Source organism: Mycolicibacterium neoaurum ATCC 25795, from assembly GCF_000691525.1.
Classification (GTDB): Bacteria; Actinomycetota; Actinomycetes; order Mycobacteriales; family Mycobacteriaceae; genus Mycobacterium; species Mycobacterium neoaurum.
This window is the reverse complement of the sequence record NZ_JMDW01000012.1, coordinates 137621-152384: the sequence shown is the minus strand read 5'-3', so window position 1 is coordinate 152384 and position 14764 is coordinate 137621. Positions and strand designations below refer to the sequence as shown.

The 14764-nt window shown below is 67.9% G+C and carries 16 protein-coding genes; 11 read left to right on the top strand and 5 right to left on the bottom strand.

Annotated features, from left to right (window positions below):
* Positions 1–37 precede the first annotated feature (37 nt).
* The gene (locus IC40_RS0118355) at positions 38–376 is read left to right on the top strand and encodes a VOC family protein (RefSeq protein ID WP_030136155.1); all 339 of its coding nucleotides are present in this window, start codon (positions 38–40) and stop codon (positions 374–376) included.
* 73 nt (positions 377–449) lie between these two features.
* Here IC40_RS0118355 and dapD read toward each other — a convergent pair whose 3' ends face one another.
* Complete coding sequence (gene dapD, locus IC40_RS0118350; RefSeq protein WP_030136154.1) at positions 450–1394, bottom strand: 2,3,4,5-tetrahydropyridine-2,6-dicarboxylate N-succinyltransferase; 945 nt, start codon at positions 1392–1394, stop codon at positions 450–452.
* Between the two features lie 34 nt (positions 1395–1428).
* Here dapD and dapE point away from each other — a divergent pair, with 34 nt between their 5' ends.
* Both dapE and IC40_RS0118340 read left to right on the top strand, forming a co-directional pair.
* Entirely contained in the window at positions 1429–2496 is a 1068-nt protein-coding gene (dapE, locus tag IC40_RS0118345) for a succinyl-diaminopimelate desuccinylase (RefSeq protein ID WP_030136153.1), read from the top strand.
* Between the two features lie 108 nt (positions 2497–2604).
* Positions 2605–4194, top strand: coding sequence for an ABC-F family ATP-binding cassette domain-containing protein (locus IC40_RS0118340; protein ID WP_030136152.1), 1590 nt, complete (start codon positions 2605–2607; stop codon positions 4192–4194).
* Here IC40_RS0118340 and IC40_RS0118335 read toward each other — a convergent pair.
* Complete coding sequence (locus IC40_RS0118335; RefSeq protein ID WP_030136151.1) at positions 4191–4778, bottom strand: TetR/AcrR family transcriptional regulator; 588 nt, start codon at positions 4776–4778, stop codon at positions 4191–4193. The genes IC40_RS0118340 and IC40_RS0118335 overlap by 4 nt on opposite strands.
* Positions 4779–4872: 94 nt before the next feature.
* Here IC40_RS0118335 and IC40_RS0118330 point away from each other — a divergent pair, with 94 nt between their 5' ends.
* Positions 4873–5826, top strand: coding sequence for an NAD-dependent epimerase/dehydratase family protein (locus IC40_RS0118330; RefSeq protein WP_030136150.1), 954 nt, complete (start codon positions 4873–4875; stop codon positions 5824–5826).
* Here the strand turns inward: IC40_RS0118330 and IC40_RS0118325 are convergent.
* Together IC40_RS0118325 and IC40_RS0118320 are read right to left on the bottom strand one after the other, a co-directional pair.
* Positions 5823–6608, bottom strand: coding sequence for a type VII secretion target (locus tag IC40_RS0118325; protein WP_030136149.1), 786 nt, complete (start codon positions 6606–6608; stop codon positions 5823–5825). The two genes, IC40_RS0118330 and IC40_RS0118325, sit on opposite strands and share 4 nt — an antisense overlap.
* Positions 6609–6676: 68 nt before the next feature.
* Positions 6677–7897 carry a hypothetical protein gene (locus tag IC40_RS0118320; protein ID WP_051644377.1) on the bottom strand — a complete coding sequence of 407 codons (1221 nt, stop codon included), beginning with the start codon at positions 7895–7897 and terminating at the stop codon, positions 6677–6679.
* 24 nt (positions 7898–7921) lie between these two features.
* On the opposite strand from IC40_RS0118320, the gene IC40_RS0118315 reads away from it, so the two are divergent.
* The 7 genes from IC40_RS0118315 (at position 7922) to IC40_RS26590 (ending at position 13512) form a co-directional block, all read left to right on the top strand.
* On the top strand, positions 7922–8512 hold the full coding sequence (locus tag IC40_RS0118315) for a cytokinin riboside 5'-monophosphate phosphoribohydrolase (protein WP_042509892.1): 591 nt from the start codon (positions 7922–7924) through the stop codon (positions 8510–8512).
* Positions 8513–8521: 9 nt separating this feature from the next.
* Complete coding sequence (fadD6, locus tag IC40_RS0118310) at positions 8522–10294, top strand: long-chain-acyl-CoA synthetase FadD6 (protein WP_030136146.1); 1773 nt, start codon at positions 8522–8524, stop codon at positions 10292–10294.
* A gap of 65 nt (positions 10295–10359) precedes the next feature.
* Positions 10360–11235, top strand: a complete 876-nt coding sequence (gene folP / locus IC40_RS0118305; protein ID WP_030136145.1) for a dihydropteroate synthase — start codon at positions 10360–10362, stop codon at positions 11233–11235.
* Positions 11236–11291: 56 nt separating this feature from the next.
* Complete coding sequence (locus IC40_RS0118300; protein ID WP_191293541.1) at positions 11292–12200, top strand: glucosyl-3-phosphoglycerate synthase; 909 nt, start codon at positions 11292–11294, stop codon at positions 12198–12200.
* 43 nt (positions 12201–12243) lie between these two features.
* Positions 12244–12600, top strand: coding sequence for a DivIVA domain-containing protein (locus IC40_RS0118295; protein WP_030136143.1), 357 nt, complete (start codon positions 12244–12246; stop codon positions 12598–12600).
* Complete coding sequence (locus IC40_RS0118290) at positions 12597–13178, top strand: DNA-3-methyladenine glycosylase I (RefSeq protein ID WP_030136142.1); 582 nt, start codon at positions 12597–12599, stop codon at positions 13176–13178. The genes IC40_RS0118295 and IC40_RS0118290 overlap by 4 nt, the downstream gene beginning before the upstream one ends.
* A 166-nt stretch (positions 13179–13344) precedes the next feature.
* Positions 13345–13512, top strand: a complete 168-nt coding sequence (locus tag IC40_RS26590; RefSeq protein ID WP_003406247.1) for a DUF3117 domain-containing protein — start codon at positions 13345–13347, stop codon at positions 13510–13512.
* Between the two features lie 31 nt (positions 13513–13543).
* Here the strand turns inward: IC40_RS26590 and glgA are convergent, their stop codons facing one another.
* Positions 13544–14707 (bottom strand): glycogen synthase, encoded by a 1164-nt coding sequence (glgA, locus tag IC40_RS0118280; RefSeq protein ID WP_030136141.1) that lies wholly within the window; start codon positions 14705–14707, stop codon positions 13544–13546.
* Positions 14708–14764 lie beyond the last annotated feature (57 nt).

Genomic DNA, 14764 nt, shown 5'->3' with positions numbered 1-14764 from the left:
GGGCGAGTGAGGACCGGAGCGAACGCGGGAGTCGACCATGTCTTTGACCTTTGACGAGATCTGCATCGACGCCCATGACCCGGAGGCGCTCGGCCAGTGGTGGTCGCGGGTGCTGGACTGGCCCGCGCACACCGACGCCGACGGTGATGTGGTGCTGACCCCGCCACCCGGCCATGGCCCGAAGTGGCTGTTCCTCGCCGTCGACGACGCGAAGGTGGTCAAGAACCGCATCCACCTGGACTTCCGGCCCGACGATCAGGCCGCCGAGGTGGCCCGGCTGCTCGAGCTGGGCGCCACCGAAGTCGACATCGGCCAGGGCGAGCAGAGTTGGGTCGTGCTGGCCGACCCGGAGGGCAACGAGTTCTGCATCCTCTGACTTGCCCGCCGAACGTCGGCTTGTGTGCCAAAAATCGCGCTGTGGACGCACACAAGCCAACGCTCGCGTCGACTCAGTTGGCGTGCAGCGCCTCGTTCAGCGTGATGCCGGTGCCGTCGCGCTTGACGACCTCCACCGCGCCGGACACCGAGTTGCGGCGGAACAGCAGGTTGTTCGACCCGGACAGCTCCTTGGCCTTGATGGTCTGGCCGTCCCCGGTGGTGACCTTGGTGCCGCCGGTGACATAGAGCCCCGCTTCGACGACGCAATCGTCGCCCAGCGAGATGCCCACACCGGCGTTGGCGCCCAGCAGGCAGCGCTTCCCGATCGAGATGACCTCTTTGCCGCCGCCGGACAGCGTGCCCATGATCGAGGCGCCGCCGCCGATATCGGAACCGTCATCGACCACGACACCGGCCGAGATGCGACCCTCGACCATCGAGTTGCCCAGGGTGCCGGCGTTGAAGTTGACGAAGCCCTCGTGCATCACGGTGGTCCCGCGGGCCAGGTGGGCACCCAGGCGGACGCGGTCGGCGTCGGCGATGCGCACCCCGGCGGGCAACACGTAGTCGACCATCCGTGGGAACTTGTCCACCCCGTAGACCGCGACCGCACCGCGGCTGCGCAGCTTGGCGCGCACCAGCTCGAAACCCTCGACTGCGGCCGGGCCGAAGTTGGTCCACACCACATTGGCCAGCAGCCCGAAAATGCCGTCGAGGTTGGCCTCGTGGGGCTTGGTCAGCCGGTGGCTGAGCAGGTGCAGCCGGAGATAGGCGTCATAGGTGTCGACGGGCTTGTCGTCGAGCGAGGCGATGCTGGTGCGCACGGCCACGACCTCGACGTCACGATCGGCGTCCGGGCCGGTCAGTGCGGTGAGCGCGTCGGTCAGCTCGGCCACCGACAGGCGCACCGTGCCGGTGCTGCCGTCGCCGGTCAGCTCAGGGTTGGGAAACCAGGTGTCCAGGACGGTTCCGTCGGCGGCGATGGTGGCCAGGCCGACGCCAGATGCGGCAGTCACGTCGGCCTACGTTACTGGACTACGGTTGACCGTCATGGGGCTAGACCTGCGCGCCGACCCGATCACCCTGACCGCCGCCCTGGTGGACATCCCCAGCGAGTCGCGCCACGAGCAGCGCATCGCCGACGAGATCGAGTCCGCGCTGCGGGCGCAGGCCCCGCACTTCGAGGTCGTCCGCAACGGGAACGCGGTGCTGGCGCGCACCAACCTGGGCCGCAGCTCCCGGGTACTGCTGGCCGGGCACACCGACACCGTGCCCGCCGCCGACAACGTGCCAAGCCGTCGCGAGGGCGACCTGATGTACGGCTGCGGCACCTCGGACATGAAATCCGGGGACGCGGTGTTTCTGCACCTGGCCGCGACGATCGCCGAGCCCGCCCATGATCTGACCCTGGTCATGTACGACTGCGAGGAGATCGAGTCCAGCGCCAACGGCCTGGGCCGCATCGAGCGCGAGCTGCCCGACTGGCTGGCCGCCGATGTGGCGATCCTGGGGGAGCCCTCCGGTGGTTTCATCGAGGCGGGCTGCCAGGGAACCATCCGCGTGGTGGCCACGGCCACCGGCACCCGTGCGCATTCGGCGCGATCATGGCTGGGCGACAACGCCATCCACAAACTCGGCGCCGTGCTCGACAGGCTGTCCCGGTATCAGGCCCGCAGCGTGGACATCGACGGCTGCGTGTACCGCGAGGGATTGTCGGCGGTGCGCATCGACGGTGGCATCGCCGGCAATGTCATTCCCGACACGGCGTCGGTGACCATCAATTTCCGCTTCGCCCCTGACCGCAGTGTCGAGCAGGCGGTGGCGCACGTGCACGAGGTGCTCGCGGGCCTCGACGTGACGTGCGAGACCACCGACGCGGCCGCCGGCGCGTTGCCGGGGCTGGCCAATCCCGCCGCGGCGGCACTGGTTGCCGCGGCCGGGGGACAGGTGCGCGCCAAGTACGGCTGGACCGACGTGTCCCGCTTCGCCGCGCTGGGCATCGCCGCGGTGAACTACGGTCCGGGTGACCCGAACTTGGCGCATAAGGTCGACGAACATGTCGACGTCAGCGCGATCACCGCGACGACCGAGACCCTGCGGGCGTATTTAACTGCTTGACCCGATGGGTAGCATGGTTTTCGTGCTGGGAATCGACGACATCTCCGGGTAAGTCCCCGAGATTTCTGCTGTCGTCCACCGTCCTCTTCATTTCCGGGGAGCTCCCTCATGTCTATTGTGCTGTCCCATCTTTCGTTCAACTGGCCCGATGGCACCGTCGTGTTCGACGAGCTGTCGTCTTCGTTCGGCCGTGGCCGCACCGGCCTCGTCGCGCCCAACGGCGCGGGCAAGACCACCCTGCTGCGGCTCATCGCCGGAGAACTGACACCGACCGCAGGCAGCCTCACGGTGGACGGGGTGCTCGGCTACCTGCCGCAGAATCTGCCGTTCCTGGCCCGGCACACGGTGTCCGACGTCCTCGGCATCACCGCGGTGCTGACGGCGCTGGATGCGCTGGCCGCAGGCGATGCGAGCGAGCAGGTGTTCGCCGCGATCGGTGACGACTGGGATATCGCCGAACGGTCGCGCGCCCAGCTCGACCGGCTGGGCCTTGCGGACCTGGAGCTGGACCGGCCGCTGTCCACACTCTCCGGTGGGCAGGTGGTCTCGCTCGGGCTGACCGCACAGCTGCTGCGTCACCCCGATGTGCTACTGCTCGACGAACCCACCAACAACTTGGATACCTATGCGCGGCAACGTCTCTACGCGGCTCTCGACGATTTCGGAGGATGCCTGGTCGTGGTGAGTCACGACCGGGTGCTGTTGGACCGGATGGACGGTATCGCCGAACTGCGGGACGGTGAGGTGTCGCACTTCGGTGGCGGGTTCACCGACTACCAGGCTGCGGTGCAGTCGGCACAGGAGTTGGCTGAGAACAACATCCGCAATGCCGAGCGGGAGCTCAAACGGCAGAAGCAGCAGATGCAGCAGGCCAGAGAACGCGCCGACAAGCGGGCATCCACCGCCAAACGCAATCTCAAGGATGCCGGCTTGCCGAAAATTGTTGCGGGTAAGTTGAAACGGGATGCCCAACTGTCCGCGGCCAAGGCCGACGACGTGCACGCACGGCGCGTCGGTGACGCCCGCAGTCGCCTCGACGATGCTGAGCGTGCCCTACGTGAGGATGACGTGGTCGCCCTCGATCTGCCGGAGACCGAGGTAACCGCCGGCCGGGTGTTGTTCAGCGGAACCGGCTTGTCGTCACGGGTTTTCGCGGATATCGAGCTGGACATCCGTGGCCCGGAGCGCATCGCACTGACCGGTGGCAACGGGGCAGGGAAGTCGACGTTGCTGCGCATCATCGCCGGTGATCTCGAACCCGGTGGCGGCGTCGTGCAGCGTGGTGACGGGCGGATCGCCTACCTGTCCCAGCGTCTGGACCTCCTCAACGAGCGGTCCACGGTGGCCGACAGTCTGGCGGTCTCCGCGCCCGGTCTGTCGATCACCCGGCGGCGGCACCTGTTGGCGCAGTTCCTGTTCCGGGGCGACCGCATCGACCTGCCGATCGCCGCGCTCTCCGGTGGCGAGCGGCTGCGGGCAACCCTGGCGTGTGTGCTGTTCGCCGAGCCCGCTCCCCAGCTCTTGCTGCTCGACGAGCCGACCAACAATCTCGATCTGGCCAGCGTCGCGCAGCTGGAGTCGGCGCTCAACGCCTACCGCGGTGCTTTCGTGGTGGTCAGCCATGACCACAGCTTCCTGGCCAACATCGGGATTGACCGGCGCCTCGAGCTGGCAGAGGGGGTGTTGACCGGCGGCTAGGCCAAGACCGATCGCAGCGCCACGGCATAGCCTGCGGGGGAGGTGTCGCGGAGCAGGAGGCGCTGGAGCATGTAGCCGGGTACCAGGCTGAAGTAGGCGGAGCCGGCCGCAACGGCATCGGTGCCCTCGGGCAGCAGCCCCGCGGCGATGGCACGGCGGGCATAGTCGACGAATATGGCGCGGATCCGGCCGTAGCCCGCGCCGGCCAGCCGGGCCAGATTGTCGTCGCGCAGCGCCTCGCCCCATACCTGCACCGCCATCCGAAGGTGCTCGTCGTGGCCGACGCCGGGGTCGATCGCGGCGACCACGCCGTGCACCGCATCGGCGGGCGTCGGGACCGACTCGGCCAGCAGCACGCTCTCCAGCCGGGTGTACGCACCGTCGAGAACCTGTTCGGCGACCGCGCTGACGAGCTCGTTCTTACCGCGGAAATAGCGGTACACCGCGCCGGCGGAGAGGCCCGACTCGGTCAGCACGTCCGCCATGGTGGTGGCATGAAAGCCCTGCCGGGCGAAACAGCGAGTGGCCGCGTCCAGGATCTGCGTGCGGCGGGCGTCGAGGTGTTCCTGAGAGACCTTCGGCATGTCAGCAATGTAAAGCGAACGTTCGTTCTTGACAACGTAAACCCTTCCCGCCTTAATAGAAGGATCATTCGTTTTGTTTAAGGAGGGTTCCGGTATGGATCGGGACTTGCACGTCGTGATCGGCGCCAGCGGTGCCACCGGCAGCGTGATCGTGCGCGAGCTGCACCGCGCGGGTCGGCGGGTGCGAGCGGTCAATCGGAGCGGCCGGATGTCGCTGCCCGACGGGGTCGAGGTCGCCGGTGCCGATGCCACCGACCCCGCCCAGATGCGCGAGGTCTGCGCGGGCGCCGCCGTCGTCTACAACTGCGTCAACCCGCCTTTCCTCCAGTGGCGCGAAACATTCCCGGCGGCGGTCGACGGCATCCTCGCCGGTGCCGTCGCGGCGGAGGCGACTCTGGTATACGCCGACAACACCTGGATGTACGGACGCGTGACGGCGCCGATGACCGAGAACACTCCCTACCGCCCGGTGAGCAATCTCGGAGTGTTGCGCGCCTGGCTGGCAGATCGCATACTCGCCGCCCACCAGCGTGGCGACGTCCGGGCTGTCATCGGTCGTGCCGGCGAGCTTTTCGGACCGCGGGTGGAATCGACCATAGGCCGCAACGTGTTCGGCGCCGCGCAGCGCGGCCGAACCGTGCATTGGCTTGGTGCACTGGATCTGTCGCTTACGCCGCTGTACATCGATGACTTCGCGCGCGGCCTGATCATGTTGGGCGAGAGGGAGGAAGCACTCGGACAGGTATGGCATATCCCGCACGCGGACCCGATGACCGCGCGGCAGTTCATCGGGTTGATCACAGAGGCGGCCGGTCGCCCGGTGCGAATCATGGCCCACGGCAGCAGAACTGCGCGGGCACTCGGATTCGTCTCACCGATCGCCCGGGCCGGGGCGGAGATCATCTACCAGTTCGAGCAGCACTTCGTCGTCGACGGCTCGCGGTTCGTGCGGACGTTCGGGCAGCTGCCCACCGACCATGGCGACGCCATTCGGGCGACCCTCGATTGGTACCGCACACATCCGGGATCGTTGCGACTCGGCCGCTAATCCACCTGCGGACGCGTCGGCGCGGGCTGCGCCGGGGCGGGGGCCTCGACCGGCGCCCGCCCGGAACCGTCCTGTCCACCCCGGGCTTCCGTGTCGTCGGTGCGCTCGCCGGCCTCACGGCGTTCGGCGGGTTCGGCTCCGGCCTTCTCGGCTTTTTCCGAAACCGCCTTCTCCGCCTCCTTCAACTCGTCTACGGAGGGCAGTTTCAGGCCCGCACCGCCGGCCGCACCCGAGGCGCCGGCACCGCCGGCCGCCTGGACGGCCTGCTGAACACCCTGCATGATCTGCTGCGGAACCTGTTGCAGCCCTTGGGCCAGGCCCTGCAACGGGGCCGTGACGGACTGAGCGAGCTGACCGACCTGCTGGCCGACCTGACCCATGATCTGTCCCATTTGGCCCATCGCGTCGGCCCCACCGGCGCCCGCCGCACCGGCGGCACCCGCGACCGCTCCGCCGGCACCGGGCGGCCGACCGTCCAATGCGTCGGCGGCCGCCCGCAATCGCCGGCCGCCCTCCTCGTCGCCACCGGCGTAGGCCCTGGCCGCCTGCTGCAACAGATCCGAGATGGTCGAGGCCGAGGTGGAGGTGGCGCCCATCGCCCCGCCGCGCCCGCTCAATGCCGATCCCAGCGCGGTGCTGACCGATGCGGCGATGGCGCCGTGGCTGTTGTTCACACCGGTGCCATCGAGCGCGGGCAGTCCGACCAGCCCGGAGTTGACGTCCGAGTGGGTCTGCGCGTAGTTGCGCACCCCGTCGGTCTGGACAGAAAACTGATCGGTCATGCGCGGCCCCCGTTCGATATCGCCGTAATTCTACGGCCGCGCGGGCTCGGTGAGCTGCACGAATCTACTCAGCTGGAACCAGCCTGCCGTGCCGCGTCGCGGGCCGCCGATCCCCAGCCCAGCCCAGCCCATCGGGCGGCCACCGACTCGAGTCCGGCGATATCGCCGATCGACAGCGCGCGGGCATGCTCGGCGGTCAGCCGGCCGAACACACACTCACCGGACACATTGGCGATCGGCTCCACGGCGCGGGTGTCACCGAGCCGGACCGCATCGTGCAGTGCCCGTAACGCGACCGCCCGTTGCCCGCCGCGCAACGCTGCGCGCGCCGCGTCGCGGGCGGCCCGCACCGCGCCCGGTTGGTCCCGCCGGGCCGCCGCGGTCCAGGCCCTGGCCAGCGTCAACTCGGGAGCGAACAACATCGACTTCAAACCGTGCCGGGACTCCGCTCGCGACAGGGCCTTGGCCGCGTCGACCGCCCGTCCCTGCTGAGCGTGCGCCTGCGCCAACAACATCCACGCCAGCGGCCCCCACGAGTACCCGGTCGTCGACAGGGCCGGCGCCGCCTCCCGCAAGGCTTCGACCGCCTCGTCCAGCGCCCCTCGGGCCAGCGCTATATCGGCGCGCAACACCAGCGCGATCGCCCGCGACGGGCCGGTATCGCAGACCAACCCCTCGGCCACTGCGTCGGCCGCACCGATATCGCCGGTCATCAGCCGGGCAGTGATCTGGCCATAGGCCAAGGTGAAGCGCAGCACGCCGGGGTGTCCGGCGGCACCCGCCCGGGCGGCCAATCCGTCGACCTGGTCGAAGCGGCCCATCCTGGCCGCAGACAGCCCGGCGGCCGCTGCGGCCCAGCCGACCGCACGGTCCTCGGCGTGGTCGCAGGACAACACCGACTCGGCGATCTCCAGCGCCCGCTGTGGGCCGCCGGCGTTCATCGCGAACGTACACAGCAACGCGTCGATCGTCACCGCCGACGAGAGCCGTCCGCGGATCGCCCGTAGGAATGCCGTTGCTCGTTCTGGCTGATCGAGCATCCAGAACTGATTGGCCGCCCGCGGCAGCGCCCATGCGATGAGCTCATCGTCGGCAAGACCGGCGGGATCCACCTGTGCGAGGACCGCGTCGGCTTCGGTGCCCCGACCCTGCCAGGCCAGCGCCTGGGCCAGGGTCAACAGGGCCGGCAGGGATGTGCCGTCGGCCAGCGCGCTGCGCGCCTGTTCCTCCGCGGCGGCCAGGTCACCGCGGGCGAGCGCCGCAGCGGCAGCATCGACCAGATCCGGCACAGCCGCAGTCTAGGGCGAATCGCGATGGAACCTCGGCGAAACCGCCGGTACGTTCTACCCGTGCCCGAAACCCGACCCTGGGCCGTCTGCGTGTACTGCGCATCCGGTCCCACCCATCCCGAACTGCTCAGACTCGCCGGCGAGGTCGGACGATCGATCGCCGACCGGGGCTGGACCCTGGTTTCCGGTGGCGGCAACGTCTCGGCCATGGGCGCCGTCGCCGACGGTGCCCGCCAACACAACGGAGCCACCATCGGCGTCATCCCCAAGGCGCTCGTGCACCGCGAACTCGCCGACGTCGACGCCGACGAGTTAGTGGTGACCGACACCATGCGGGAACGCAAGCAGGTCATGGAGGAGCGCGCCGATGCCTTCATCGCGCTGCCCGGCGGGATCGGCACCCTCGAAGAGTTCTTCGAGGCGTGGACCGCCGGCTACCTGGGCATGCACGACAAGCCCATCATCATGCTCGACCCATTCGGTCACTACGATGGTTTGCTGACCTGGTTACGCGGCCTGGTGGCGACCGGTTACGTCAGCGAAGGTGCGTTGGACCGACTGGTGGTCACCACCGATGTTGAGACGGCTCTCAGCGCATGTAGCCCGAATCACTAAGGTGTGGTCATGAGTGACGACACGACGCGCACCAGCGTGGGACTGCTGGAGATCGCCAGCAAGCTCCCCGGCTTCCTCCGCGACGCCCCCGCCATCGTCCGCGGCGTACTGACCGGCATGAGTGCCCGGCCCTCGGCCAAGACGTCCATCGGCAAGGTTTTCCAGGAACGCGCCGCCCAGTACGGCGACCGGGTGTTCCTGAAATTCGACGACCAGCAGATCACCTATCGCAAGGCCAACGAGACGGTCAACCGATACGCGGCGGTGCTGGCGGCCAAGGGAGTCGGCCACGGCGACGTGGTCGGCATCATGCTGCGCAACTCACCCGATTCGGTGCTGCTGATGCTGGCGACGGTCAAATGCGGTGCCACCGCGGGCATGCTGAACTACCACCAGCGCGGCAACGTCCTGGCGCACAGCATCGGACTGCTGGACGCCAAGGCGATCATCGCCGAATCCGACCTCGTCGAACCGATCACCGAAAGCGGGGTCCAGACAACCGGTCTGACAACTCTGGAGGAGATGCGCCAGGCCGCCACCACTGCGCCCACCACCAATCCGGCGACCACCGCCGCGGTGCTGGCCGGGGACAAGGCGTTCTACATCTTCACCTCCGGAACGACCGGTATGCCCAAGGCCAGCGTCATGACGCATTACCGCTGGCTGCGCGCGCTGGCCGGTTTCGGCGGACTGGGACTGCGACTCAACAGCAGCGACACCCTGTACTGCTGCCTGCCGCTCTATCACAACAATGCGCTGACGGTGTCGGTCGGTTCGGTGCTGAACGCGGGAGCCGCACTGGCCCTTGGCAAGTCGTTCTCGGCATCACGATTCTGGGATGACGTCATCCGGTTCGACGCCACCGCGTTCGTCTACATCGGTGAGATCTGCGGGTATCTGCTCAACCAGCCGCCCAAACCTACCGACCGGGCGCACAAGGTACGCGTCATCGTCGGCAACGGTCTGCGGCCGGCGATCTGGGACCAGTTCGTCGAGCGGTTCGGCATTCCGCGGGTCTGCGAGTTCTACGCGGCCAGCGAGGGCAACACCGCGTTCGTCAACGTCTTCAACGTGTCCAAGTCCACCGGTATCTGCCCGAGCCCGGTGGCCTATGTCGAATACGACCTGGACTCCGGCGAACCGGCCAGGGGTCCCGACGGGCGGCTGCGCAAGGTCAAGCGAGGCCAACCTGGCCTGCTGTTGTCCAAGGTCAGCAGTTTCCAGCCGTTCGACGGTTACACCGACAAGTCCGCCTCGGAGAAGAAGCTGGTCCGCGACGCCTTCAAGGACGGCGACGTGTGGTTCAACACCGGCGATCTGATGCGCGCACAGGGATTCGGTCACGCCGCCTTCGCCGACCGGCTCGGGGACACCTTCCGCTGGAAGGGTGAGAATGTCGCCACCACCGAGGTGGAGGCCGCCATCTCGGCCGACAGCCAGGTCGAGGAGGCGACCGTGTTCGGTGTCGAGGTACCCGGTGCCGGCGGGCGCGCGGGCATGGTGGCCCTGCAGCTCAAGGACGGCCAGGAGTTCGACGGTGCGGCGCTGGCCAAGTCGGTCTACGCGCACCTGCCCGGGTATGCGGTGCCGCTGTTCGTCCGGATCGTCGAGGAGCTGGCCCACACGTCGACGTTCAAGAGCCAGAAGGTCGAGCTACGCAAACAGGGGTACGGCGAGGAGGTCGAGGACCCGCTGTACGTGCTGTCCGGTAAGGACGAGGGCTATGTGCCGTTCTACCCCGAGTACGTCGACGAGGTCGTCGAGGGCAAGCGTCCCAAGTAGGTGATCTCGGCTGGGTGATTCGGCGCAGGCCGGGGACCCTCACGCGGCACGGCTAGCCTGGACGTGTGCAGCGGACCTTCCTCGGCCGCCCGGTCGCCGCTGACCGGGCCCTGATCATGGCGATCGTCAACCGCACACCCGACTCCTTCTACGACCGCGGGGCCACCTTCTCCGATGAGGCCGCCAAGGAGGCGACCCACCGCAAGATCGCCGACGGCGCCGACATCATCGATATCGGCGGGGTGAAGGCCGGGCCCGGTCAGACCGTCGATGCCGACGAGGAGATCGCGCGGGTCGTGCCGTTCATCGAATGGCTGCGCGGTGCGTACCCCGATCAGCTGATCAGTGTCGATACGTGGCGTGCCACGGTGGCCAAGCAGGCCTGTGCGGCCGGTGCCGACCTGATCAACGACACCTGGGCCGGTGCCGATGCGGGGCTTCCCGAGGTCGCCGCCGAGTTCGGCGCCGGACTGGTCTGCTCACACACCGGTGGCGCGGTTCCGCGCACCCGGCCGTTCCGGGTCCACTACGGCGTCACCGAGCGCGGTGTGGTCGACGATGTCATCGCCGAGGTGACTGCCGCGGCGGAACGCGCGCAGACAATCGGTGTCGCCAGGGATCGGATCTTGATCGATCCGACCCATGATTTCGGGAAAAACACTCATCACGGTCTTAGTTTGTTGCGCCACGTAAAAGATCTTGTAAACACGGGATGGCCGGTCCTGATGGCCCTGAGCAACAAGGATTTTGTCGGGGAGACTCTGGGTGTGGGACTGACCGAACGCCTGGAGGGCACGCTGGCGGCGACGGCCTTGGCCGCCGCCGACGGGGCCACCATGTTCCGGGTGCATGAGGTCGGCCCCACTCGACGCGTGCTGGAGATGGTCGCGTCGATACAAGGATCGCGTCCGCCGACGCGCACGGTGAGGGGACTGGCATGACTCTGATATCTGAGCTGACACCAGAACTGACCGATATCGACAAGACTGATGCGGTGGTGGGACACCCGTGGTTCGCAGACCACAGCTTCGGCCGTCCTGCGTGGACGGTCGAGGAGCTCATCGAGGCCAAACGGGGCCGCACCGTCTCGGTGGTGCTCCCGGCCCTCAACGAGGAGGAGACCGTCGCATCGGTGGTGGAGACCATCACCCCGCTGCTCGGCAACCTGGTCGACGAGCTGATCGTGCTGGACTCCGGTTCCACCGATGACACGGAGATCCGCGCGGTGGCCGCGGGTGCGCGGGTGATCAGCCGCGAGGTCGCCCTGCCCGAGCTGGCGCCGCGGTCCGGCAAGGGTGAGGTGCTGTGGCGGTCATTGGCCGCCACCACCGGTGACCTGGTGGTCTTCGTCGACTCCGATCTGATCGATCCCGACCCGATGTTCGTCCCGAAGCTGTTGGGGCCACTTCTGACCGTCGACGGCGTGCACCTGGTGAAGGGCTTCTACCGGCGCCCGCTCAAGGTCAGCGGCAGCGAGGACGCCAACGGCGGCGGTCGGGTCACCGAACTGGTCGCGCGGCCCTTGTTGGCCGCCCTGCGCCCGGAGTTGACCTGTCTGCTGCAGCCGCTGGGCGGCGAGTACGCCGGCACCCGTGAACTGCTGACCTCGGTGCCGTTCGCGCCCGCATACGGCGTGGAGATCGGCCTGTTGGTCGACACCTACAACCGGTACGGGTTGGACGGTATCGCGCAGGTCAACCTGGGGGTGCGGACGCACCGCAACCGCCCGCTGACCGAACTGGCCAGCATGAGTCGCCAGGTGATCGCCACCCTGCTCAATCGGTGCGGGATCGAGGACTCCGGGATGGGCCTGACGCAGTTCTTCGCCGACGGCGACGACTACACGCCCCGCACGTCGACGGTGTCGCTGGCCGACCGACCCCCGATGAACACGCTGCGCCCGTAGTCGTCGAACGGGCTTGTCACACCGGTAGGGCAGTATCGATATCGTGACGCTGATATTGATGTACCTGGTGGTGCTGATCCTGGTCGGCGCGGTGTTGTTTGCCATCGGCAGTGTGCTGTTCGGTCGCGGGGAGCAGTTGCCCCCGCTGCCGAAGGCCACGACGGCGACGGTCTTGCCCGCCTCGGGTGTCACCGGCGCCGATGTCGACGCGGTGAAGTTCACCCAGACCCTGCGCGGATACAAGACCAGTGAGGTCGACTGGGTGTTGGACCGCCTCGGCGCCGAACTCGACTCGGTGCGTGGGGAGTTGGCCGCATTGCGGGCCGCCTACGGTGTCGAGGACCCGACCACGTTCCCCGCCGAGCACGAGCCCGCCCACGCCAGGACCGTGCAACCATGACCGCCGTGGAGGTGGACACCCGGGTGCGATGCGACTGGGTGCCAACGGATTCGACACCGAATGCGGTGCTCTACCGGCAGTACCACGACACCGAGTGGGGTGTGCCGTTGCGTGGCGAGCGTGCCCTGTTCGAGCGCGTCAGTCTCGAGGCGTTCCAGAGCGGGCTGTCCTGGTTGACCATCCTGCGCAAGCGTGACGGGTTCCGCCGCGCCTTCGCCGAATTCGACCCCGAGCAGGTCGCGCGCTTCACCGATGCCGATATCGCGCGCCTGATGGATGATGTCGAGATCGTGCGCAACCGCGCGAAGATCGAGGCCACCATCAACAACGCGCGTGTCATCGGCGACCTCGACGTCGACTTCTCGGATTTGCTGTGGTCGTTCGCCCCGGCCCGGCGACCCCGCCCGGCGGAGATGACCGATGTCCCTGCGGTCACTGCGGAATCGACCGCGATGGCCAAGGAACTGAAGCGTCGCGGCTTTCGCTTCGTCGGACCGACGACGGCCTATGCGCTGATGCAGGCAACCGGGATGGTCGACGACCATATTGCGACGTGCTGGGTGCCGAGTGCGGGGTAGCTCGCCTCGATCCGGTCACGTTCCGTCAGTTTTGCCGGGTCTTTTCACACCGCGCCGTCGCGATAGGGAACAATAGGATGAGTTCACTGGCAATTCTGTGCCGGCACACGCCGGTCTTGATCGGGTCCGTTTCACGGCGGGCCGGCTCACGCGGAGGGAGCACACGATGGCGGCGATGAAGCCCCGGACTGGAGACGGTCCATTGGAAGCGACCAAGGAGGGGCGCGGCATCGTGATGCGGGTACCACTGGAAGGGGGTGGACGGCTCGTTGTCGAGCTGACCCCTGACGAGGCGGCCGCCCTCGGCGACGAACTCAAGGGCGTCACCAGCTAGGCAACGCCTTCGGTATCGCGCTGACCGCTGGTCAGCGCGATACAGCCTGGTAGATGCGAAGCGTCTGCTCGGCGATCTGCGCCCAGGAGAATTCCTCGATGCACCGCTGTCGACCGACTGCACCGTAGCCGCGGGCGCGCTCGGGATCGGCGACGAGCGCGTTGACCGCGTGGGCCAAGCCGTCCTCGAACCCTCGGGCGTCCCCGGCGTCGTAGTGGACCAGCAGCCCGGTGCTGTTGTCGGCGACGACCTCGGGGATACCGCCGACATCGGATGCAACGACGGCGGTTCCGCAGGCCATCGCCTCCAGGTTGACGATACCCAGCGGCTCGTAGACCGACGGGCAGACGAAAACGGCTGATGCCGAGAGAATTTCGCGGATCTTGGGTACCGGAAGCATCTCGCGCACCCAGAACACGCCGGATCGCGCGGCGCCCAGTTCCTGCACCGACGCGCTGACTTCGGCGGCGATCTCGGGGGTATCCGGCGCCCCCGCGCACAGCACCAGCTGAATGGCGGGATCGAACTTGTGGGCGGCGGCGACCAGGTGGGCCACGCCCTTCTGCCTGGTGATGCGCCCGACGAAGGCCACGATCGGGCGGGACGGGTCGACACCGAGTTCGGCGAGCACCGAGGCGCCCGGTTCGGGCGCCGCCGGGTACCAGACCGCGGTATCGATCCCGTTGCGCACCACGTGTACCCGATCGGGGTCCAGTGCCGGGTAGGTGGCCAGGACGTCGTTGCGCATCCCGGAGCTCACGGCGATCACGGCGTCGGCGGCCTCGACGGCGGTGCGCTCCACCCAAGAGGACACCCGGTATCCGCCACCGAGCTGCTCGGCCTTCCATGGCCGCATCGGTTCCAGCGAATGGGCGGTCAGCACATGCGGAATACCGTGCAGCAGCGCCGCGAGATGCCCGGCCATGCCGGTGTACCAGGTGTGCGAATGCGCCACCGTCGCCGAGGCGGCCGCGTTGGCCATCACCAGATCGGCCGATAGCGTGGACAGCGCGGGATTGGCCGACTGCAGTGCAGGATCCGGCTGGGCGACGATCGCGGTATCGCGCGGGGCACCCATACAGTGCACGTCCACATCGCACAATCGGCGCAACTGCGAGACCAGCTCCGTCACATGCACACCGGCTCCACCGTAGATCTCCGGCGGATACTCCCGAGACATCATCGCCACCCGCATGGTGTGCACGGTAACGGGCAGGGGCGGACCGGCGCACCCCTGTGCGCTTTCTGGACA